18 protein-coding genes and 1 pseudogene are annotated in these 22,243 nt (G+C 68.3%); 6 read left to right on the top strand and 13 right to left on the bottom strand.

Translation table 11 applies throughout. From position 1 onward, the window contains the following. Positions 1 to 323 precede the first annotated feature (323 nt). From QSK37_RS20790 to QSK37_RS20775, 4 genes are all read right to left on the bottom strand, one after another. Positions 324 to 1,265, bottom strand: a complete 942-nt coding sequence (locus tag QSK37_RS20790; RefSeq protein ID WP_285623516.1) for a S1 family peptidase — start codon at positions 1,263 to 1,265, stop codon at positions 324 to 326. A 402-nt stretch (positions 1,266 to 1,667) separates the two neighbouring features. After that, positions 1,668 to 2,462 carry an ABC transporter permease gene (locus QSK37_RS20785; protein WP_285623513.1) on the bottom strand — a complete coding sequence of 265 codons (795 nt, stop codon included), beginning with the start codon at positions 2,460 to 2,462 and terminating at the stop codon, positions 1,668 to 1,670. A gap of 13 nt (positions 2,463 to 2,475) precedes the next feature. Beyond that, positions 2,476 to 3,249 carry an ABC transporter permease gene (locus QSK37_RS20780; protein ID WP_285623511.1) on the bottom strand — a complete coding sequence of 258 codons (774 nt, stop codon included), beginning with the start codon at positions 3,247 to 3,249 and terminating at the stop codon, positions 2,476 to 2,478. Next, a complete protein-coding gene (locus tag QSK37_RS20775) occupies positions 3,249 to 4,181 on the bottom strand; it encodes an ABC transporter ATP-binding protein (RefSeq protein WP_285623509.1) in 933 nt (310 codons plus the stop codon). Before QSK37_RS20775 ends, QSK37_RS20780 begins: the two co-directional genes overlap by 1 nt. 376 nt (positions 4,182 to 4,557) lie before the next feature. Between QSK37_RS20775 and QSK37_RS20770 the strand changes: the two genes are divergently transcribed. Continuing rightward, positions 4,558 to 5,793 carry a cytochrome P450 gene (locus QSK37_RS20770; protein WP_285623506.1) on the top strand — a complete coding sequence of 412 codons (1,236 nt, stop codon included), beginning with the start codon at positions 4,558 to 4,560 and terminating at the stop codon, positions 5,791 to 5,793. A 415-nt stretch (positions 5,794 to 6,208) separates the two neighbouring features. Here QSK37_RS20770 and QSK37_RS20765 read toward each other — a convergent pair whose 3' ends face one another. Beyond that, a complete protein-coding gene (locus tag QSK37_RS20765; RefSeq protein ID WP_285623504.1) occupies positions 6,209 to 6,841 on the bottom strand; it encodes a hypothetical protein in 633 nt (210 codons plus the stop codon). Positions 6,842 to 6,980: 139 nt separating this feature from the next. On the opposite strand from QSK37_RS20765, the gene QSK37_RS20760 reads away from it, so the two are divergent. Together QSK37_RS20760 and QSK37_RS51765 are read left to right on the top strand one after the other, a co-directional pair. Next, positions 6,981 to 7,769, top strand: coding sequence for a helix-turn-helix domain-containing protein (locus tag QSK37_RS20760; RefSeq protein WP_285623502.1), 789 nt, complete (start codon positions 6,981 to 6,983; stop codon positions 7,767 to 7,769). Then, complete coding sequence (locus QSK37_RS51765; protein ID WP_432705579.1) at positions 7,751 to 7,858, top strand: DUF397 domain-containing protein; 108 nt, start codon at positions 7,751 to 7,753, stop codon at positions 7,856 to 7,858. Before QSK37_RS20760 ends, QSK37_RS51765 begins: the two co-directional genes overlap by 19 nt. 47 nt (positions 7,859 to 7,905) lie before the next feature. Here the strand turns inward: QSK37_RS51765 and QSK37_RS20755 are convergent, their stop codons facing one another. After that, the gene (locus tag QSK37_RS20755) at positions 7,906 to 8,727 is read right to left on the bottom strand and encodes an AraC family transcriptional regulator (RefSeq protein WP_285623500.1); all 822 of its coding nucleotides are present in this window, start codon (positions 8,725 to 8,727) and stop codon (positions 7,906 to 7,908) included. Between the two features lie 129 nt (positions 8,728 to 8,856). On the opposite strand from QSK37_RS20755, the gene QSK37_RS20750 reads away from it, so the two are divergent. After that, on the top strand, positions 8,857 to 9,636 hold the full coding sequence (locus QSK37_RS20750; protein ID WP_285623498.1) for a phytanoyl-CoA dioxygenase family protein: 780 nt from the start codon (positions 8,857 to 8,859) through the stop codon (positions 9,634 to 9,636). A gap of 45 nt (positions 9,637 to 9,681) precedes the next feature. On the opposite strand, the gene QSK37_RS20745 is transcribed toward QSK37_RS20750, so the two are convergent. After that, positions 9,682 to 12,408 (bottom strand): glycoside hydrolase family 3 C-terminal domain-containing protein, encoded by a 2,727-nt coding sequence (locus tag QSK37_RS20745; protein WP_285623496.1) that lies wholly within the window; start codon positions 12,406 to 12,408, stop codon positions 9,682 to 9,684. Positions 12,409 to 12,570: 162 nt separating this feature from the next. Between QSK37_RS20745 and QSK37_RS20740 the strand changes: the two genes are divergently transcribed. Together QSK37_RS20740 and QSK37_RS20735 are read left to right on the top strand one after the other, a co-directional pair. Continuing rightward, the gene (locus tag QSK37_RS20740) at positions 12,571 to 13,758 is read left to right on the top strand and encodes an ROK family transcriptional regulator (RefSeq protein WP_285623493.1); all 1,188 of its coding nucleotides are present in this window, start codon (positions 12,571 to 12,573) and stop codon (positions 13,756 to 13,758) included. A 113-nt stretch (positions 13,759 to 13,871) separates the two neighbouring features. Next, entirely contained in the window at positions 13,872 to 14,249 is a 378-nt protein-coding gene (locus QSK37_RS20735) for a nuclear transport factor 2 family protein (protein WP_285572618.1), read from the top strand. A 71-nt stretch (positions 14,250 to 14,320) separates the two neighbouring features. Here the strand turns inward: QSK37_RS20735 and QSK37_RS51465 are convergent. The 6 genes and pseudogenes from QSK37_RS51465 to QSK37_RS20700 form a co-directional block, all read right to left on the bottom strand. Further along, a pseudogene (locus QSK37_RS51465) lies at positions 14,321 to 15,272 on the bottom strand (IS630 family transposase); the annotation flags it as partial. A gap of 42 nt (positions 15,273 to 15,314) precedes the next feature. Then, positions 15,315 to 15,755, bottom strand: coding sequence for a GNAT family N-acetyltransferase (locus tag QSK37_RS20720; protein ID WP_285623488.1), 441 nt, complete (start codon positions 15,753 to 15,755; stop codon positions 15,315 to 15,317). A gap of 16 nt (positions 15,756 to 15,771) precedes the next feature. After that, positions 15,772 to 16,848, bottom strand: a complete 1,077-nt coding sequence (locus QSK37_RS20715; RefSeq protein ID WP_285572868.1) for a trans-sulfuration enzyme family protein — start codon at positions 16,846 to 16,848, stop codon at positions 15,772 to 15,774. A 39-nt stretch (positions 16,849 to 16,887) separates the two neighbouring features. Then, positions 16,888 to 17,427, bottom strand: coding sequence for a MarR family winged helix-turn-helix transcriptional regulator (locus QSK37_RS20710; RefSeq protein ID WP_285572611.1), 540 nt, complete (start codon positions 17,425 to 17,427; stop codon positions 16,888 to 16,890). A 107-nt stretch (positions 17,428 to 17,534) separates the two neighbouring features. Beyond that, complete coding sequence (locus QSK37_RS20705) at positions 17,535 to 18,458, bottom strand: hypothetical protein (RefSeq protein ID WP_285623484.1); 924 nt, start codon at positions 18,456 to 18,458, stop codon at positions 17,535 to 17,537. 144 nt (positions 18,459 to 18,602) lie between these two features. Beyond that, positions 18,603 to 22,160, bottom strand: coding sequence for an alpha-N-acetylglucosaminidase TIM-barrel domain-containing protein (locus tag QSK37_RS20700; protein WP_285623481.1), 3,558 nt, complete (start codon positions 22,158 to 22,160; stop codon positions 18,603 to 18,605). Positions 22,161 to 22,243: the final 83 nt, after the last annotated feature.

Raw genomic sequence — 22,243 nt, 5'->3', positions numbered from 1 at the left:
CATGTCCAAACCCGAGATCATGCGCTGCCTCAAACGCTACGTCGCCCGCGAGATCTTCAAAATCATCTGCCCGCCAAGTCCCAACGACGTCACCGCCTCAGCGGCTTGACATCCATAGGAGCATCCGCCCGGCTGCGACCCGCCGACGCACCGAGCGCCGGCGGGTCGCCCCGTACGTGACAGCCGAACCGCGGCAAAGCCAGACCGGAAACCGGCGCTCGACGGACCCGTACTTCGCCGGCAAGGCCACGATGTCGCGATTTCGAGGCGTGGTCGCGGACACCATCAGTGTGACCGGCCCGGGATCAGTCGGACCGCCTCGGTCACGTGCCCGGGGCGCCCAGCGTGTCCGGAGCGAGATCACCCGGAGTGATCAGATTCCGCTGTACGGACGCCGACGCCGAACGGTCGTGTGCCGCGATCGTGTTGATGATCCACGGCAACTCGGGTGACACCTTGGTGAGAGCGTCTCGGTTGATCGCACCGTTCGGCCCCACCGAACAGACGTTCGGTATGAGGTTCCCGGAACCGTCCTTGAACGACGAGGCGTTCATAATGGCGTTCTGGATCCCGAACACCACCGGCTGCGACCGTCGCCGTTTGGTCGCCTTGTCCAGCACCTGCAGTGTCAGAAACTCCGGCGAACCGGAATCGCCGAAACAGGCGCCGGACTTGCCGTCCTTGGACGGCACCAGGCACATCATGGTGTCCGGCTCCATGAGTTGGGTGCCCGACGGGCTCAGCAGATCGCAGACGTGATCGTCGACTCGCTTCATGGACAGTTCCTGCAGGTGCTCCGGTTTGGACTTCCAACACGGGTCCGTTGAGTCACCGAGAAGGTCGTCGCAGGTGAGGCCCCAGCCCTGAAGGGTTCCCGGCGTGGTCTTCGGTTGCTCGAACGCCGCCAACGGCAGCGGTTGGGAGTGAGCCGGCTCTGCCAGCTGTACCAGGCCGCCGTCATTGTTGAAGCGGGCGCCGGTGGGGTCCGAGGCCGGATCGCGGAACACCGCCTTGATCGGGATGGCTTCGCCACCCTCCTTCCAGGAAAGCGAATTCAGTCGAGCCTGACCCGTCGTATACGGGATGCAGTGCCCCGCCGTGAGGACCCAGGTCGGGGCTATCAGCACGCCGCCGCATTCGAAGTTGGCGGTGGCCTCGGCACCGTCGGCTCCGCCGGAGGTGGTACTCGAGAAGCTCTGCAACGAAGTCGCGTATGGAGTCGTCGCCGGAACGCCGCCGACGATCGCCGACGCAGGTGTCGCCATGTCAAGAAGTAGCACAGTGCCGGTTGCTGCGGCTGCTATTGCTGCTGAAAAACGTTTGATGAACACAAACGCCCTTTCATTGTTCTAGCAACGAAACCCTCTCGGAGTGGATGAGCCTAGAGCTTGGAAGCGTCCCTCGCCAAGAACTATTTCCGTGGCCTTATCGCAACTGACCGTGAAGAAGTCATCGAGGTCGAGGTCATCGCCACGCTCGTGCACCGCGCCACAGATCTTCCACCAAAGTGGTATATACACCTGCCTTGTCGTGCAGTTTACTTGCCTCAATATGTAACCGGGTAATTGAGGCTCCGGCGAATGGCGGCGGCTCACTCAATCCACTCGATTTCCCGTCGGGACGACCCAACGAAGGATTCGAGTTCCGCTGCGCGGCGATAGAGGAGCTCAGTCGCGCAGGGTGCGTTCGAGGCGGTGTACGGCCCACGTCAGGGCGGCGGTGCCGAGGAGCGCGAGGTAGGCCACCGCAACGGCGAGGTGTGCGCTGGTCGTGCCCAGGAAGGCCGCCCGGGTCAGTTCGATGCCGTGGTACAGCGGCAGGGCCTCGATGAACACCTGGATCGGGCGCGGGTACACGTTCAGCGGGAAGAACGTCGTCGCGAACAGGAACATCGGCAGCATCACGAGCTGGATGAGCTGGAAGTCCTGCCAGCTCCGCAGGAACGTGACCACGAGCAGGCCGGTCGAGGCGAACGTGAAGCCGATGAGCAGCGCGCTCGGCACGACCAGGAGCGCCGCCGGCGTGTGCACCAGGCCGAACGCGCTCACCACCGCCAGGAACGCGGTCGAGACGAGCGTGCCGCGCAGCAGCGCCCAGGACACCTCGCCGAGCGCCACCGAACGTACCGACATCGGCGTGGTGAGGATCGACTCGTACGTCCGGTCGGTGGTGAGCTTGGCGTACAGGTTGAAGGTGGTCTCGTTCATCGCCCCGTTCATCGCGGCGGTGGCGAGCAGCGCCGGCGCCACGAACTCCGGGTACGGCACGTCGCCTCGCAGTCCCGGAACATGGCCGACGAGGGCTCCGATGCCGAGGCCGAACGCCAGCAGGTACAGCAGCGGCTCGAAGATCTCGGCGAGGATGACCGGCCACGTGTGCCGGTAGATCATCAGGTTGCGTTCGACCATCGTCCAGGGCCGGCCGTGGCGCGGCCGTACGGGCGGGTTCGCGGTCACCGTCACGGGGAGCTCCAGGTCAGACGTGCAGCGTACGGCGGTAGTTGCGGCGGGCGACGAGCAGCCCGGCGACGGCCATCGCGGTCAGGTAGCCGACATGGACGAGCACGCGGAACGGTGTGGCGGTGCCGAGGGCGACGGCGCGGCCGAGGTCGACGCCGTGCCACAGCGGGGTCGCCCAGGCCAGCGGGCGCAGCCACGACGGCAGCTGTTCGACCGGGAAGAACGTGCCGGAGAACATGTACAGCGGCAGGACGGCGAACCGGAAGACGGCGCTGATCTGTGAGGGCCGGGTCACGGTCACCGACCAGGCCGCCGCCGGCGTGGCGAACGCGACCGCGACCAGCAACGCGATCGGCACGAGCAGCGGGGCGCGCGCCGGATCGACCGCGCCGAACACCACGCTGACGCCGGTGAACAGGACGGCGTTCTGCACCGCCCGCAGTGCCCAGAACATCAGGTGTCCGTACAGGATGTCCTCGGGCGAGAGCGGGGTGGCGGCGGCCGCGCGGTAGTTGCCCCGCTGCCGCACGCTCTGCAGGACCGGGCCGGCCGCCTCCAGGAACGCCGTCTGCATGACCGCGGCGACGAGCATTCCCGGCAGGATGAACCGCAGGTAGGACTCCCCGTGAAGCGCGCCGTCGCGGTCGACCAGCTTGCCGAGACCGAGCCCGAGGGCGGTGAGGAAGAACAGGGGGTTGGCGACGCTGATCACGATCGAGCCGCGCCAGGTGCGGCGGTAGCGGAACAGCCAGTAGCCGAGCTCGCGGAAGGCCGGTGCCGACGTGCCCATCAGTCGACCAGGGAGCGGCCGGTGAGGGTGAGGAAGACGTCCTCGAGCGTGGAACGCCGGATCAGCGCGGTCCGCGGCCGTACGCCGCGCGCGTTCACCGCCGCCAGGGTCTCCTCGCCGTCGTCGGTGTAGAGCAGCAGCCGGTACGGGAGTTCTTCCATGCGTTCGGCCAGGCCACGGCACTTGTCGATCATGACCTGCCGTTCGTCGGCGGCGAACTTCAGCTCCAGCACCTCGCGGCTCGTGTGGCGGGCGATCAGCTCGGCCGGGGTGCCGGACGCCACGATCCTCCCGGCGTCCATCACCACGAGCCGGTCGCACAGTTGCTCGGCCTCGTCCATGTAGTGCGTGGTGAGCAGCAGGGTCACGCCGTCCTGCTTGAGCCGGTGCAGGCGTTCCCAGAGCAGATGGCGGGCCTGCGGGTCCAGGCCGGTGGTGGGCTCGTCGAGCAGCACGATCTCGGGCTCGTTGATGAGCGCCCGCGCGATGGTGAGCCGCCGCCGCATGCCGCCGGACAGCGTCCCGACCGCGTCGCCCGCCTTGTCCTCCAGCCGCGCGAACTCCAGCAGCCGTGCGCTGCGCTCGCGTAGGACCTTCCAGGACAGCCCGAAGTAACGGCCGTAGATCAGGAGGTTCTCGCGTACGGTCAGCTCGCCGTCGATCGTGTCGTCCTGCGGGACGACGCCGAGCCGGGCCCGGATCGCGGCCCCATCGGTCGCGCTGTCCCGGCCGAGGATGCGCAGGCTGCCGGCGGTGACCGGCGAGACGCAGGCGATCATCCGCATGGTGGAGGACTTGCCGGCGCCGTTCGCGCCGAGCACCCCGAACGCCTCGCCGCGGCGTACCTCCAGGTCGATGCCGTCGACGGCGGTGAAGCCGCCGTACGTCTTGGTCAGGCCCTCGGCCAGGATCGGCACCGGGCCCGCGGTCACGTGGTTCCCCTGACGCTCGGCAGCATGATGTGAACTTACCGATCTCACGCAACTTCTTGCAATGAAATATCGCGAAGCTAACGCATGATCGTCCGGTACTTGCGCAGCCGGTCGGGACTGGAGCGGCGATGCGTCGTCGCCAAGATCACTGGATTGGGGACTTCCCGACTTCTGATCGGACACGTACTTTGGGATCGATGGCGCAGACTGGAACTCCCGCCGGCGACGAGGTCGACGTCTCCGAACGTCATTTCGAAACGACATGGAAATCAGCCGGACACGACAGCGCGGCCGCGCGCCACGAATTACGCGCGTCTTAGCGCTTTTTCGCAGCTCTCGTGACCCGTCACCCGGCATCAAAAGGAGTGCACGCCGCATGACGATCAGCGCACAGCCTGCACCGACCAGCCTTCGGCATCCTTTTTACGTGGACGGCGACGGAGTCAACCGGCCGACCTCCCCGGACAAACATCCCAACTATGCTTTGTTCGCCTCTTCGGGATCGGGCGTCGTGCCGATCGTCCGGACCGTCAATGGCCGACGGATCGAGGCGAAGCTCATTTGCCGCCACTCGGATGTCAAGGAAGTCCTGCGCAACCCCGTGTTCTCTCGCGCCGAGGCGCGGATCGCGGACGACCCTGACGTATCCGGGACGATACTCGCGATGGACGGTGAACAACACGCCCATGTTCGCGCCATCGTCAAAGACGCCTTCACGAAACCAGCGACGGCACGCCTCAGTGACATGATCGCGTCCAACGCGGCCGCCCAGCTCGACGCGATGATGGGGCTGGGTCATCGGGCCGAGCTGGCCTCGGACTACGCCGTCCCCCTCACGCTCGGGATCATCTGCGACATGCTCGGCGTGCCGGACCAGGATCGGGCGAGTTTCCAAGAATGGGGACAGGCATTCCTCGGAACCTCCGATCTGACGCGCGACCAGGCCGCCGCCGCGGCGGAATCCATGGGCGTCTATCTCGCTCAGCAGCTGAGCCGGCGCCAGGGCGATCCGCAGGACGACCTGATGTCGCGAATAGCCACCGCCGGCGACCGGCATTCACTCGAAACCCTCGTCAAGCTCGCACTCGCCCTGATCGTCGGCGGATGGGAAACCTCCGCCGGTTCGATCGCACGCTTCGTCTATGTTCTGCTCACCCGCCCCTATGGTGGCCACGACACGGCGTGGGACCACCTGGTCGCCCACCCGGACGACATCGACTCCGCGGTCACCGAGCTGGAACGTCTCTACTCAACGACGGCGGGCGATGACATGCCGCGCTATGTCACGGAGGATTTCACGTTGCCCAGTGGGGGAAGGCTCCGGCAGGGCGAAATAGTGATTCCGTCCCATGACGCGGCGAACCGCGACCCCCGGGTCTTCCCCGAGCCGGAGCGAATGGATTTCACCCGCGACCCGAACCCTCACCTTTCCTTCGGGTACGGCATGCATTACTGCATCGGCGTGCACCTCGGCGGCCTCGAGGTCCGCACCGCGATGCGATTGCTGATGCGGCGACTGCCCGGCCTTCGGCTGGGAGTCCCCTCCGCGGACGTGCGGTGGAAGCACGGCCAGACCCTGACGAGCCCGGTGGCCCTGCCCGTCGTCTGGTGATGACGCCGTAGAAGGTGACGCACGCCCGCCGTCTGCGGCGCGGACGGCGGGCGCTCGACGTAGACGAGTGGATGATCGAGCTGCGGGCGGTGCGCGATTCCCGCCGTTCCGTGTCTCCGCGGCTGCATCGCCGACCCGCCTACGAGTGGCCAGCGGAAGGCCAAGCCCGGTTCGGTGCCCATCCGCTCCAGGTCGGGCACGAGTGACGTTGTAGGCGACCCGGCCCGCCGTGGTTCATCCGCGCCGCCGGCCGCTTTCCGCGACGCCGGCGTCCGCCACGGCAGGGCGATGAAGGGCTTCCCGCCCAAGCTCCGCAGCGTGCTGACCATTCAAAGGCAGGAGGCCGCGACACCGAACAAAGCGGCCCGCGTAGCGCGTGTTCGGCCAGGCCGGGAGGTCCGGCTGGTCGAGCCGGTCACGTCGGCTGCCGGTCCAGGTCCACGGCCGTCCAGTCGCGCAGCGCGCGCATGAGCTGGGCGGCCTTCAGGTATCTGACGCGTGGGTCGTCGTAGGCGAGGGTGGCCGGTCCCAGGCAGATGAGACTCCGGCCGCGGGGTTCGTACAGGGTGCCGGACACGGCGACGAGTGGGGCGTCGCGGACCCGCAGTGCCAGCGCGCCGCGGCTCCGCAGGTACGGGCAGGCGCGGCGTGACGTTCCCGCGCAGCGCAGGCAGACCGGGGGATGGCCGGTGACGTCCTCGTCGGACCAGCCGCGCCCGGCGTCGCCCACGAGCCACAGGACGCCTCGTTCGTCCCGGTCGGCCGGTTCGCCGCAGACCTGGCAGAGCAGGTGTCGCATGGCGTGGCGCTGCCGGTACGGGTGCACCCCGCCGAACTCGGGCACGCCCTCGCCCGGCGCGTGGACGTAGCGGCTCCACAGCACCCCGCGCTCGTCTCGGTCGCCGGGCCGCTCACTCGGATAGCCGATGCCGGAACGGCCTTTCGTCACCACCGGCGTCCGGACCGGCCGCTCGCCACTCCAGCGGACGATGTACGGAACCAGCCCGGCGCGGACCAGGCGGCTTTCATTATCGGAATTGTCGTTCATGGGGCATTTTCGCCTTATCTGATTGCGGGTCTTTCTTTGCAAAGAATGGCGTTCCTCCAATAGGCTGGGAAGTACTCCGGTGTGCACGAATGACAAGTCCGAGGCAGGTAAAGGTGAGTGCGAAAGGGTAGGAATCTCGATGTCAGCACGCATGACAGGGAGAGAGTTCTTCGGGCGGCGGCTCCGCATCGCCCGAGAGCAGCAGGTACCGAGGATGAGCCGTCGCGCCCTGGGCGAACGGATCTGTCTGTCGGACTCGGCGATCGCCGCATGGGAGTCGGGCCGCAACATCCCAGACCCCGAAACGCTGGTGAACGTCGAACGCATCCTCGGCACCGGCGGACTCCTCGAAGACATCGCCGAGAACATCGTCACCGGAGAGAAGCCCCAGGAGTACATGGGCCGGTGGGCGCAAGCCGAGGCGCGGGCGACTCTGCTCTTACGTTTCTCGTTCGACGTCTTCCCGGGCCTCCTGCAGATCGAAGAGTACGCCCAGGCGATACTTCGGGACGAAGAACAGGTCAACACGCGAATGGCGCGTCAGAAGGTGATGGTCAAAGAGAATCCGCCGGTCCTGGTTGCGCTCATTGACGAGAGCGTGCTGCACCGTAACGTAGGTGGTCCATCGGTCATGGCCGATCAGCTCGACCACCTTGAGGAGATGGCGCTTCATGATCATGTGATCATTCAGGTCATCAAGCTGAGCTCTGCCGTCGGCGCCCAGTTCAGTGGCACGTTCAGTCTCGCGATCGGCGAGTCTGAAGTCGGGTACATAGACGATGCGCTCAGCGGTGACGTCGTCGAGACCCCCGATGAAGTGTCCCAGCTCCGGCGTATGTTCGAGATGCTGCGAAAGCATGCGCTGAGCGAAGAGGCATCCCTCCGTCTCATTAGGGAAGTGGCAGAAGCATGGAAAGCCAAGGTCTGAACTGGCGCAAGTCGTCGCGGAGCAACGCGAACGGCGGAGAGTGCGTCGAGGTCGCTCGGGTCGACCGCGACGACGACAGGAACGCCTAGCGGCGGAAGAACGATGGGCGGGCTCACTCCCGAGTCCGCCCATCGCGTCAGCTGCCGGGGCGGAAGCGGGTGCGGTAGGCCGCCGGGCTGAGAGTGAAGAAGTGCCGGAATCGGCGGCTGGCGTAGTTGGGGTCGTCCCAGCCGACGAGTCTTCCGATCGCCGCGACGGGCAGGTCGGTCTCGAGGAGAAGTGCCGCGGCGCGTTCCGCTCGCAGCCGCCCCAGATGGCTCATCGGCGGGACGCCGAGCTGCGCGGTGAACAGACGCGTCAGGTACGGCGGTGACACGCTCACGGTGGCTGCGAGTTCGTCCAGGTTCCAGGCGCGCTGGATGTCGTTCTCCAGTAGCTTCGCCGCGGCCAGTACGGCGGGGTGGACCTGACCAGTGGCGTCCTCGGAGACGGCCGTGCCGCCCAGCAGGCAGAGCAGGATTCCCACCCGTACGGCATAGACCGGTCCGGCATGAGCCGCGGTTTCGGCCAGGCCGGTCTCGACGATGCGCAGCGTGGCGGGGTCGAGCCGGAGCGGGCGGTCGGATCGCCCGTGCAGTATGCGGCCCAGGTGCGGGGCGGCGCGTATCCACGCCAGCTCGCGCCGGAACGCCTCCGGGCTGACGTACAGGTTGTAGACGACCAGACGGCGGCAGTCGCGGTAGCCGTGCCAGTCGCCCGGCCGGAGCATCGTCACCGAGCCGCGGTCCAGGGGCTGTTCGCCCGCGGCGGAGACGTGCGTGGCGGTGCCGTCCGTGACCACGGCGAGCTCGATGAAGTCGTGGCTGTGGGCGGAGGTGTCGCTGCGCAGTTCGTACCGTTCGGCGGCGATGGGCGGCCCGCCCGGCGGGAAGATCTCCGCTAGCCGCACGCGATGCATCGGGCCTCTCCTCGCCGGATCGCCGTCAAGATCGTGCTACACCTGTCGGGCTCTCGTGCTAGCCCCATGGTCGAGGCGACGGCGACGGTTGTCGAGACGGCAATCCACGAAAAGGTAAGGAAGACGAGCATGACTGTCGCTGCCGAAGACCCGCGCACCACGCCGGGCGATTTCTCCGACGACGTCGTGTCGGCGTACCGCCGGGATGGTTTCGTCCACCTGCCCGGCGTCATCTCCCGTACGGACGCGGCCCGGTTCGCCGAAGCGGCGTTGGCCGCCCGCGACACCGTACGGGACCACCACGACGGGGCGATCTTCACGCAGCTGCTCCAGCTGTGGCGTCACGACGAGACCCTGCGCGAGCTCACCCTGAACCCGGACCTGGCCGCCATCGCGACCCGCCTGGCGGGGATCCCGCTGCGGTTGTGGCACGACCAGCTGCTGATCAAGGAGCCGCGCAACGGAGCCGCGACGGAGTTCCACCAGGACCAGCCGTACTGGCCGCACGCCGGTTCACGGCATGCCCTCTCGGCCTGGGTGGCGCTGGTGGACGTGCCGGTCGACCGTGGCTGCATGACGTTCATTCCGGGCTCCCAGCACCTGGACGGCCTGCGGCCGCAGGATCTGTCCGACCACGGCGACATGTTCACCGTGGCGCCCGACCTGCAGTGGGAACAACGCGTCACCGTCCCCCTGCGCGCGGGCGACTGCACGTTCCACAACTCACGCCTCGCCCACAGCGCCACACCCAACTTCACCGACGACCCTCGCATCGCCCACGTCGTCATCTACGCGGACGCGAACCTGACCCTGGCGGCCGAACCCGCCCACCCCGTCACCGACCCGCTCGGCCTGACCGTGGGCCAGTCCCTTCCCGACGAGCACTTCCCACGCTTCGCCGACCAATGAGAAGGGGACGGATCCCCGAAGGGATCCGTCCCCGATTTCGTTCGGTCAGGAGACGTGGACGACGAAACTCGTCGAGGCCGTCTTCCCCTTGTAGTGGACCCTGGCGGTGACCATGGCGACTCCGGCCCCGACCGTACGGATCGTGCCGTCGGCGTCCACCCGCACCACCTGCGGGCGGTCGCTGTGGAACGTCGTCGTCAGGCCCTGCGGCAGCGGGACGCTCGCGCCCTTGGTGACGTAGCCGTAGACGCTCTCGTCCGCCGTCGACACGGTCAGGTGCGGGTCGATGGTGGTGCCGCGGTCGAACATGACGCGCTGGACGATCCCCTGCGCGGCGTCACCGGCCTGCGCCGGCTTGGCGGTGACGACCGCGGGGGTCGGCAGCAGCGTGCCGCCCACCTTGACGGACGTTCGCGCGGCGACGTCGGAGCTGGAGGTCGCGAGTTGCAGCTCGTACTTTCCGGGGTCGACCTTGTACCGCTTGGCCGCCTCGTCGTAGAAGGCGAACTGGGACACCGGCACCGTGAACGACACGTGCTCGGTCCGGTGCGGCGCCACCGTGACCTTCCGGAAGGCCTCCAGACGCTTGACCGGACGCTGCGCCGACGCCGGCTCGAACGGTGTCGCCACGTAGAGCTGCGGCACCGCGTCACCGGCCCGCGAACCGCGGTTGGTGACGTCGGCCGTGACCCGGAGCGTGTCGTTCGCGTCGGCCTTGCCGTGGTCGACCCGCAGGTGCGAGTAGGTGAAGTCGCTGTAGCTCATCCCGTACCCGAACGGGTAGGTGACGTCGCCGGTGAAGTACATGTACGTACGGCCGGCGGAGGTCGCCGTCGGGCGGATGGCGTAGTCGCCGATCGCCGGGAGCTGGTCGAGACTGCGGTACCAGGTGAACGGCAGGCGGCCGCTGGGGTTCGCCGTGCCGAGCAGGACATCGGCGAGTGCCGAGCCCTGACGCTGCCCGTTGTAGGAGCTCCACAGCAGGGCCGGCACCTTGGACTGGAAGTCACCGGTGTCGACCTGGCCCATGGTCTCCAGGTACGTGATCGTGTGCGGGTTCTGCGCCGCGACCTGGCTGATCAGCGAGGACTGGGCGCCGGGGAGCGCGAGCGTGCTGCGGTCGGCGCCCTCGTCGGCGGTGTTCTGGTCGGTGCCGGCCACCACGATCACGACGTCGTAGTTCTTCGCCGCCGCGACGGACGCCGGGTCGACGGTGTCCAGCTTCGCGCCGGTGACACCCGGGTAGTAGTCGACGGTCGCGTCGGGGTCGGCCTTCTGCACGGCCGCCTTCACGCCCTGGTAGGCGTTGACCTCCTTGGCCACGCCCGCCGGGCCCTGGTTGCTGGAGTAGCCGCCGAGGTACAGCGACGACGGGTTGGCGTACGCCCCGATCACGGCGACGCGGTAGGCGCCGGAGGCGGGCACCTTCAGCGGCAGGAGGCTCTTGCCGGCGACCGCCTCGTTCTTCAGCAGCACGAGGCTCTGGTCGGCGACGCGCTGGTCCAGCGCGAGCCGGTCGGCCGTCTCGGTCACGGCGTTGTTGGCGTCCGTGTTGGTCCAGGTGCCCGGCGCCAGGCGCTTACGCGCGTCGCGGACCCACGGCACGGTGTTCTCGGCGTCGAACTCACCGGTCTCGATGCGCGCGGTGAACAGCCGGACGAGTGAGACGTCGACGTCGCCCTCGTTGTACACGTCGGTCTGGGTGGTGATGTGGTTCGCGACCGCGGTCGGGATCGTGTTCGCGTAGCTGTAGGAGTCGTGGTAGCCCTGGTTGCAGTCCAGGTCCTCACCCGCGGCGTTGGCGTACGCCGTCCGGCCGTACTGGTCCAGCGGCGCGGGCGCGCCCGGCGGTTGCCAGTGGTGCCCGGCCTGGATCTCGTACACCGCGTCGCAGTCGGAGGTGAAGTAGCCCCCGAAGCCGAACGTCTGGCGTGCGAGCGTGTCCATGAGCTGCACGTTGGCGGCGGCCGGGACGCCGTTGACGCTGTTGTAGGAGCTCATGATCGAGCCGGGGTCGCTGCTCTTGATGATGTCGCGGAACTGGGCGGTGTAGTACTCACGCAGCGTCCGCTGGTCCATGTCCGAGGATCCGGTACGCCGGTTGAACTCGCTGTTGTTCGCGGCGAAGTGCTTGATGGTGGCGATGGCCTTGAGGTAGCCGCCCGCGGACGCGGGCAGCCTGCCGTTCTCGTCCTGCCCCTGCAGCCCGTTGACGTACTGCGAGGCGAGCACGCCGGTGAGCGTCGGGTCCTCGCTCCACGTCTCGTCGTTCCGGCCCCAGCGCGGGTCCCGGGCGAGATTGACGGTGGGGGAGTAGTAGTCGAGGTCCTGGGTGTTGTTCCTGGCCACCTCGCGGGCCTCGTCGGAGATCCGGCCGGCCTCTTCGTGCACCAGGTCGGGGTTCCACGTGCTGCCCAGCGACAGGTCCACCGGGTAGGACGTCGTGTTGGTGAGGACCGGTGGGTTCGCGCCCGTGTTGGTCTGCTCCCGGGCGACGCCGTGGGCGGCCTCGTTCCACCAGCCCCAGGCCGCCACGCCCAGCTCGGGGATGGCCGGCGCCGCGCTGCTGTTCATCTGCTGGGCCTTCTGGACCAGCGTGAGACGTGAGACGAGGTCGGCGGCGCGCTCCGCGGGCTGGTAGTGCGGGTTCAGGTAGATCGGCGTGGCCGACGCGCGGGCCGGCCCGTTCGCCAGCGCGCTCGGTGCGGCCGCCACGACGGTGCAGCTCAGCGCCGCTCCGGCCGCCACGATCGCGAATGCTCGTTTGTGCATGGCACTCCCCATTGCGGGTGATTCTCACCGGCACGCCCCCGATGCCCGGTCAATCGACATCCGGACTCTAAGGATCAGGGTTTATTCGCGTCAATGAGTAACTTGCCGGAAATGTCGCATGAGTTTCTCCGAAGCTCGGCATAACTCCTCTAACCTGGCGACATGACGAGCGCCCCCGGCTCCCTCGAGTCCCTGCGATCCCGCAACCGCCTCCGCGTGCTGGAAACGGTGCAGCAACGCGGCGCCATCACCCGTGTCGACATCGCCCGGACGACGGGACTGTCCCGTACGACCGTCTCCAGCCTGGTCACGGAGCTGCTGTCCGAGGGAGTCCTCAGCGAGCTCGCCGAGCCGCTCACCTCCTCACCCGGCGGCGGTCGCCCGGCCACCCTGCTCGCCCTCAACCCGGGTGGTGGCGGCGTGCTCGGCGTCCATCTGCGGCACGACGGTGTCCGCGTGGTGCTGGCGGACCTGTCCGGCCAGGTGCTCGGCGAACGGCAGCGCACGATCGACGTCGACCACCGGCCCGCCGACTCGCTCGCGTACGTCGCGGACGCGGCGCTGGAGTTGGTGGCGGACTGGGGGCGCGGCATGCGGCGCGTCATCGGCATGGGCGTCGCGGTCTCGGCGCCCGTGCAGCGCGTGTCACACGCGCTGCGCAACCCCTCCATGCTGCGCGACTGGGGTGACGTCGACATCGCCGCGCGGCTGCGGGAGCGCGTCGGCGTACCGGTCCACGTCGGCAACGACGCGAACCTGGGCGCGATCGCGGAGTGGACGTTCGGCGTCGGCCGGGGCGCGGACGACCTCATCTACGTGATGCTGTCCGACGGCGTCGGCGCCGGCCTGATCCTGAACGGCCGGCCGTACGAGGGCGCCGCCGGCGCGGCCGGCGAGCTGGGTCACGTCACCGTCGTGGACGGCGGCTACGTCTGCCGGTGCGGCAACCGCGGCTGCCTCGAGACGGTCGTCGGCACCCGCGCGCTCGTCGCGGCGGTGGCGCACAGCCGGGGCCCGGACACGACGCTGGCGGACGTGGTCGAGCTGGCGGTGGCCGGCGATCCCGGATGCCATCGGGTCGTCGCCGACGCGGGCCGCACGATCGGCCGGACCCTGTCGGGCCTCTGCGCCGTGCTCGACCCCAAGCTCGTGATCGTCGGAGGCGGCATCGCCGCCGCGGGCGCGCCGCTGCTCGACGGTGTACGGGAGGTCCTCGCCAGGCGGCTCCCACCGGCGATCAGCCAGGGAGTGGTGGTCACCGCCAGCCGTCTCGGCGACCACGCCGAGGTGCTCGGCGCCGTCGCACTCGCCACGCGCCGCACCTCCGCGCACCTGCTCGCCCCTTCTTGATCAAGGTGGCGGGGCCCCAAGCTCCTGTCTAGTGCTGTGACCGGGAAGGTTCACCGTGATCGGAAGGCGGCTCGTGGGACGAGCGCACGCGAAACGGCTGGTATTACTGGGGCATGCAGGAAGAGACCGCACGCTCCGCGATCGACACGTTCATCTCCGCGTTCAACGCCTCGGACGACAGCGATGTGACTGCCCTGCTCTCCCAGGCCCTGACCTCAGACGTGGTCTTCTGGGGGCCATTGGGTCGCAGCGAAGGAATCGGGGCGTTCGAGCGGTTCGTGCTGGACATCCGACGCCACCCGGCGGGGACCGGCACGATGGTGCGCTGCTCAGCGGTGGACATGCCTGACGAATGGGCCCGTTACCAGTGGGTCTTCACCACGCCTGATGGAGGCCCCCGCCTGGCGGGAACGGATGTCGTCCATCTGCGACGGAGCCACATCGACCAGGTCATCGTCTTCGCGGGGGAGATCGAGCCGTTCGCCTCCTGAGTCATCCTTCTGTCGCTGTCCTTCTCCTGAACTTGCCCCGTCGGCGTTCGGGGGCTGCTGTTCGCGGTTGGTCAGGCCGCGGTGTTGAGGGGGCGTCCGCCCCAGCGAATGCCCTTTTCACTGCGGGTGCGGGCGCGTTCCTTGCGTTGGGCGGCGAGGACGTCGGGGTGGCGGGCGTTGGTGTTGCGCCAGCGCAGGTAGCGGTGCAGTGCCTGGGTTTGCGCAGGGTGGCTGCGGTGGTGGGAGTTGGCCAGGGTGAACTGCCGCAGCGGGCCGAAGTGGGCCTCGATCGGGTTGGCCCAGGAAGCGTAGGTCGGTGTGAAGCACAGCTCGACCTTGTTCTTCTTCGCCCAGCGGCGGATGCCCGCGCCGGTGTGGGGGGAGAGGTTGTCCAGGATGATGTAGATGGGGGCGCGTCGGGTCGGACGGCGCGGATCGACTTGAGCGCGGCCAGGGGGTTGGCGGTGCCCTTGCAGCGGCGGTTGACGCCCCACAGGCGGTCGTCGCCCACGGAGTAGCAGCCGTGGAAGTAGGTGACGCCGTGGGAGCGGCGGTAGGTCGCCGGCAGTTTGGCTTGCCCTGCTTCGCCCAGCAGGAGCCTGCGGTGGGCCGGATCCCCAGGGGCCCGAACTCGTCGAAGGCGAAGACCCGGTCCGGGAAGCGTTCCAGCACCTGCTCGATCCGGTCGAGCTTGGCGTCGCGATCAGGGTCGGGTGACTCCTTCCAGGTCTTGGTGCGCTGGAAGGTGATGCCGCGGCGCCGGAGCAGGCACCGTAAGGCTTCACGGCCGATGCGGATGACACGTCCGTGCACTTTCTGCAGGTAGGCGGCGAGCTTGCGCAACGACCAGCGGGTGAAGGGCTGGCCGAGCTCGGTGGGGCCGGTGGTGGCCGTCTGGATGACGAAGTCTTCCTCATCAGGGCTGAGTCAGCGGGGACGGCCTCCCGCCCAGCGAGGGTCCAGGCAGGCCAGGCCGATCTCGTTGAACCGGTGGATCACGTCCCGGACGGTGTCCTCGTCGGCCTGCGCAGGCGTCGTAGATACGCAGGCCCCGGTGCCGCCGCCTCAGTGAATCTTTCCCCTGGATCCGGCGTTGACGGCCATGGTCTGCGCGATCATGCGACTCTGCCCGACCGTCTCGAAGGCATGCCGCAGGAGGACACGGGACGCCTCGCTGGCAAAGCCTTGCCGCCAGTACCGGCGAACGAGGCGGTATCCCAGATCTGAGACGGTGGGATCGTCAGGTTGATCGCGACCATGCGCCGGCGGCAGCATCATGAGCCCGATGAACTCGCCCTCCTCCTCCCACGCCGGCGGCGTCGCGCCTCGCTCCTTGCTATCGGGGACGAAGGCCAACCAGAAGCCCAAGCCGTCCACCTTGCCTGTCAGAGCCATCCGCCGCTCATGAGAGGCGACCACCTCGTCCCTGGTCGGCGGCTGTCCAGCGAGATAGCGAAGCACCTCGGGGTCGGAGTCGAGCAGAACCTCCAGGTCAAGGTGCCGCACGATGACTGTGCGCTTGTCAGGGGCGGGCTGCTGTGTCGAGCGCGTGCTGGAGGTCTTCCCACAGGTCTTCGGGGTGTTCGAGTCCCACACTGAGTCGGAGCAGGCCGGCGGGCACAGCCTCTTCGCCTGGCCATCGCCGGCGGCGATCGATGGTGGTCTCGACGCCTCCGAGGCTGGTTCCGCCGACGATGAGTTCAAGTGCCCCGGTGAGGCGGTCGGCGATTTCAGCATCGGCCACTTCGAACGAGATGATGGCTCCGAACCCGCTCATCTGGGCGCGTGCCCGGTCGTGGTTCGGGTCGCTGGACAGACCCGGGTAGCGGACGGACGTCACTGCCGGGTGGCCGGTGAGGCGCTCGGCGAGTTCCTGTGCGGTTCGTTGTTGCTGCGCGAAGCGCAGTGGCAGAGTCCGCAGGCCGCGCAGCGCGAGGTAGGTCTCCATGACGCCGGGGATCGCGCCGTGCAGCGTCCGGTGCGTAAGGAGCGATGCTCGTCGGTCCTCGTCGGCGGTGATGACGGCGCCGAGTAGCAGGTCAGAGTGGCCGCCGATGTATTTGGTGGCGGAGTGGAGGACGGCGTCGGCGCCCCAGGCGAGCGGTTGCTGCAACAGAGGCGTGGCGAAGGTGTTGTCCACCACCGTCGTCACCCCTGCTTTGCTCGCGGCGGCGAGAATCGGCCGGAACTCGATGACGCCGAGCATGGGGTTGGTCGGGGATTCGAGCCACAGCAGTTCGGTCGAGGCCAACGTGGCAAGGACGGCGCTGGTGTCGGTCACCTCGACCGGCTGCAGCCGCACCCGGCCGCGGTTCTCCAGGTCGCGTAGCAACCCCCGAGTACCCAGGTACGCGTCTGCTGGAACAGTCACCATGGCGCCGACCCGCAGGGGCTCGATCAACGCTGCGATCGCGGCCTGGCCGGAGGCGAACGCCACAGCATGTCCGCCCTCGAGAACGCCTAGTGCCTCCTCGAATGCCGTCCAGCTCGGATTACCCCATCGTCCGTACCCGACGGGGCCGCCATCACGGTAGGTAGAGGCGAACGTCGGGGGGATGTTCAGGGGCGCACCCGGCGAGTGATCACGACCGGCCGTCACTGCAAGCGTTTGCGGCCGCCACCTTCTGGGACTCCTCACTTACTCCACCTCCAGGACGCCGGCACGCGGCGGCGCCTCACCGTTGTCACGGAGCGAACCGCCGACCGGGCACGCATCACCGTCGCAGCGCATGTGGTCACACAGTCGGCACACGGTGCGTGCCCGATCTGCGGGCAGCGCGGCATGCCGAAGAATCTTGTCGACGAGGGTGGTGAACTGCCGTCGCTCGTCGTCGGTGAGTGGGGCGAGCATCCACTCAAGCGTGTGCAGCCGGCGGCGCTGGAGGTTTTCGGCGAGCTGTCGCCCATCGTCGGTGAGCCGTGCCATGACCGACCTGCCTTGCCCCGCATACCGCCGCACGAGCCCGTCGCGTTCGAGCCGGTCGAGCAGCCTTACCGCCCCGGACCCGGTGAGTCCGAGAACATTCGCCAGTTCACCGACGGTCGTGTCCGGAAAGTACGACAGCGTCAGCACAGCGGCCATCGCAGTGCCGCTGTGCTCGGCCGCCGCCTCCGCGATGCCGCCGTCCACGGCGGACGCCAACGCTCCCAGCCAGTTCGCCGCAAGTTCCTCACGCATGGACCTATGATGACTGACTCAGTCATATATAGCTAGGCCCCGCCCGAGTGTCCGGGCGCCTGGACGCCGCGTGGTCCGCCTGCCACGTGCGACGCGCGCCTTTCTGCTCAAGAGGAGAAGAAGTCGAGCCAGAAGCCGACCAGGAACAAGAAGATGCCCGCCCACCTCAAGCCGTGATCCGGCTTCGGCTTGTCCAGCAGCGAGGCGACGAGACCCGCGGCCCTCTCCAGCATCCAATACAGCACCCTGTGCATGACTCCCGCTCGGAAGAACAGAGGAGGGACGACGATGCAGGCGATCAGAACTGAGATCACGGCGTATCCGGGTGCATGGCCGACGAGAGCGAATATCAGCATTGCGCCCAGAAGGATGACGTAGAGGGCTACGATGCCGCTGCCATCCTCCTTGCCCTTACGCCGAAGCAACTCCGCGTCTGATTCTTCGAGGCGATCGAGAAACAGGTCCCGGATAAGCCTGTCCAGGAAGTGGCGTTGTTGCTCACAGACGTCCTGGTGGTCTTTCCTGGTGCAATCATGGTTGAGCTGTCTTTCTCGGCTGAACCGAGAACGCAGGGCGCGATAGTCCTCCATCGAGTACGGGGAGGCCGGCGGTAGGCTCTCCACCCCGTCCTTCCGGAGGTAGGTGTAGGTGATCGATGGCATGTCGGGGACGCTCTCGATGCTGTTGGTCTCCGTGATCAGCTGCCGCAAGAAGGCTTCCTTCGCAAGAAGCGATTCGACGGCGACCGCATCGGAAAGATTTCTCATGAGCCCCGTGCGTATCGCCTTCGCCTTCCTTCCGAGCGCCCGCAGGTCATCCGGTTCCACGACATCGAGGAGTGCCAGCAGGCCGGCGAGGAACTGAAGGAACTTCCCGATCCTGCCCCACCAGATGACCGGACAATTCAAAAAGCGGAGCGTGCCGGCTGATCTGCCGCTCAGGAAAGTATGGTCGATCGCCTGGAAATAGGCCCCAACAAAGATCGTGCAAGCGATGGCGGTATAGAATTTCCAGCTTTTGAGTAGCCGCATGCCGCAGAGACCTCATGTGGGGGAGAACGTCCGTCGTGGCGAGATGGCCAGTATGCCGTCCCGGTCCCGGCGAATGTCAGAGATCATGCGAGGAAGCGAAAGGCGGACTTGGAGAGTCCGCCTTTCGCTTCGCCAGGGGGTGGACTAGGCCACCGGTGTGCCGTAGACGCCGACCTCGGTCAGGTGGAAGGTGGCGTTGGCGGTGTTGCCGAGGCCGATCACCCGGACGTACCGGGCCTTGGCCTCGGTGTTCATCGTGTCGCCCGCGTCGGTGGCGGGGTTGGGCCCGTTGCGGCCGCCGAGGGTGAACCAGTGCGTGCCGTCGACGCTGCCCTCCAGCCGGTAGGTGTAATAGCGCGTGCCGTCGACGTAGTTGCGGACGTTGACCCGGGACACGTCGTTGACGGCGCCGAGGTCGACGCGCCACCAGGTCTGGCCGTAGGTCATCGGGCCGCCCCAGTAGGGCGAGTTGGCGCGGCTGCCGTCGTTGGCGGACTCCGGCGGGCGGCCCGACTCCGAGGACAGGGCCGTCACCGGCTTGTGGAGGCTCTGCAGGACGTCACCGGACCCGTCGCGGGACGTGTCCGTCGCGGCCGCGATGCCGCCGTCGAACAGCGCGATCGCCTCCTGCGACGTGTGGCTGTTGACCGCGCTGACGAACATGCCGACGTCCTGCGTGGCCGACGCGCCGGTGACCGTGCCGGAGCCGATCACGGTCCAGTTCTTGTCGTCGGAGCTGCACGAGCCGGTCACGCGGCCGCCGTCCGTGCGCAGCCGCACGTACAGGTCGCCGGCGGTGAATCCGCCGACCTCGGTCACGTGGTCGAGCCTGCCGTCGCCGTCGGCGTCGTAGGAGAAGACGCAGCCGTGCTCCGGGGTGACGGCGATGTCGGCGTACCCGGCGGACCCGGTCTTGGACAGGTCGTTGCCGACGACCAGGCCCGCGCGGCTGTACGGGGACGCGCCGTCGAGCTCGGTCACCTTCGTGGACACCGCGTGACCCGAGGTGAGCCCGCCGCTCTGGTAGACGGTCGCGAGCTCGTTGGTGGCACCCCACACGTCCTTGCCGCCGGCGGCGATGCCCGTCGTGTCGCCCGTCCGGGCGAACTCGGCCGGGGCGGAGGCGGCCGTCTTGTAGGGCGGCGAGACCGTGCTCCCGCCGACCATCAGGAGGGAGTGCGCGGTCGCCCGGCCGGATTCGCCCCCGGTGGTACGCCAGGAGACCGTGGCCTCTAGGTCGGGCAGCGAGCCGGCCGCCGCGTCGGCGGGGGCGGTCACCGTCCAGGTCGCGGTCGCGGTCCCGGCCGGATCGACGTCGCCTCCGGTGGAGCCCGACGCGGGGCGGACGGTGTAGCCGCGCGGTGCGGTCAGCTCCAACCGCACCTTGTGCGCGGTGTTCAGCGTCGAGTCGTTGGTGAAGGTCGCGGTGACCTGGACCGTACCGCCCGGGGTGACGCCCTTCCGGTCGGAGGTGAGGGCCAGCGCGCCGGACGGCTCCTCGGCCACCTGGGTGGCCAGGCGGTACGCGTCGCCGTGCGGCTCGGCGGCGTAGCGGGTGCCCGCGTGCGCCCAGTTCTCGGCGACCGCGCGCCAGTCGATCGGCTGGGGCTCCTCGCCCGTCTTCAGCGAGGTCTTCAGCACGTCGAAGAACATCTTCCAGCGCTTGGCGTAGTAGCCGCCGACCAGGCCGTTGAAGTCACGCCGTGCGTAGTCCTGAAGCCCGGGGCTCTCGGTCTGCCACAGCGTGACCAGCGACTTCAGGTCGTAGTCGAGGGTCGCGGCCTCCTTCGGGCTCGCGGCCTGGCGGGCCGCCTCCCGCTGCCACGTGCCGAGCAGGAAGTTCGGGTCGGTGCCGAGCACCTCGTCCATCAGCTTCATCTCGCCCATCCACCGGTCGGTGAGCCGGCCGAAGGCGGCGCCGTCGCCGTCGCGGTAGGCGGCGAGGATCTGCGGCAGGAGCGCCCGGCTGCGGTTGGCGAGCACCTGCCGGGCGACGTCGACCAGGTCGTAGCGGTACGCGTCGGAGCGGCGCAGCCGCGGGTCCACCTGGAGCAGTTCGCGCAGCGCCTTCTCGAACTCGACAGGGTCGTACTGCAGCGCCGCCTGCCCGGTGTCGGTGAGGCTCGGCTGGTCGTCGAACAGGGCGGTCACGTGCCGGGTGTCCTTGCCCGCCGGCCAGGAGTACGCCGTGTGCTCGATGATCTTCCAGGCCGCGAGGGCGTGCGGGTCGGCGGCGCCGTAACGGGCGGTGGCGTACTCGGCGAACCAGGCGTCCAGGTCGACGGGCCCGTTCTCCCACGGCATGTCGGCGAAGAACGCCACCGCGGCCGGGTTGTTGTCGATGGCCTCGGGCATCAGCGCGATGCCGTTCATGGCGTTGCCGGGCTTGGCCTGCCAGGCGTGGAACTTCTCGTTCCACACGCTGAGGCCGGCGCCGAAGTTCTGGTGGCCGCCGAAGTTCCAGATCGTCCCGAAGGCGTACTGCGTGCCGAGGAAGTCCTTGTCGCGGTCGGTGACGGTGGGCTGCTCGCTGAGGCCGTCCACGATGAACATCTTCGACCGGTCGACCGCCTGGAGCGTCTCGGTGCGGGGGTTGCTCTGCCAGCCGAGGATCACCCAGATCGCGCCCGGGTGGGCGGCCTCCAGCGCGTTCTGGACGGCCTTGGACGCCGGGCCCACCGGCACTGACCCGGCCGTGCCGCCCTCGTGCAGCAGGTCCATCTTGTACATCGTGCTGTCGCCGTACAGCTGGGTCTGGGCCTGGTAGAACGCCGCCGCCACCTTGCCGAACTCCGGCCCGGTCGGGTCGAGCCAGTCGGGGCGCTGTAGACCGTTCCAGGTGCCCTGCGGGACGGTGTTGGCGCCCGGGTTCCGCTTCGCGAAGTCGGTCGGGACGGTGCCGTAGTAGCCGGGCAGCACCGGTGTCATGCCCAGCTCGCGCAGCCGGTCGACGATGCGCCGGGCGAGCACGGTGCGACTGTCGATCAGCTGCTGGGAGATCGGCGAGCCGGTGCAGCACATGTTCTGCAGCAGCCACCACGCCTGGTGGGCCGGCTCCGGGATCCACTCGCGCATGTCGGCGGCGCTGTAGCCGAACTGCTGGAAGGCCTTCTGGTAGACGGCCTCCTGCCCCTCGTACACCAGCACCTGGTTGATGCCGAGCAGCGCGAGCACGTCGATGCGGCGCTGCCACTCCTGCCAGCTCAGGTACGCGCCGGCGTATCCCTCGTTGGTGTCGTTGAGCGCGAACCGGTTGGCGACCGACGCGTCCTCCGCGATCGGCGCGGACGGCAGCGGCAGCCGTGCGGGCAGGTCGAGCTGCGTCCCGCCGATCGCGACGTTGGCGTGCGCGACCTTGCGCAGGTACCAGCCGAAGCCGGTGAGCTGTACGGCCGGGGAGGTGCCCGCGACCACCAGGTGACCGCGCTCGGCGGAGATCTGGAAACGGTCCGCGCCCGTGCCCTTGTCGATCGTCCGCAGCGTGACCTGAGCGGCCCGGCCCTTTCCGAGGACGCGCTCCAGCGCCTGGGCCGCCGGTCCGGTGTCGTGCGCCGCGACCGGCGCCTGTGCGGGATTCGTCCGCGCCGCCGCCGGCGGCGCCGCGGCCAGCGGTACGGCCAGCACCGCGGCCATCGCGGCGATGAGCGCCCGGGATCGGCGCCCGGTGCCCGGTCGTCTTCGTAGTCGTCGGCCCAACATCATGGGGGCACCTCCACCGGAAAAGGGGGGTTTATTAAAGTCCTTACAAAACCGGCCGATTCATAATGTCCGTGCGGGATCCTTCG

Origin of the sequence: Actinoallomurus iriomotensis, from assembly GCF_030269445.1 — a bacterium.
GTDB lineage: Bacteria > Actinomycetota > Actinomycetes > Streptosporangiales > Streptosporangiaceae > Actinoallomurus > Actinoallomurus iriomotensis.
The sequence above is the reverse complement of the archived record's forward strand: the minus strand, read 5'-3'. Positions and strand labels throughout refer to the sequence as shown.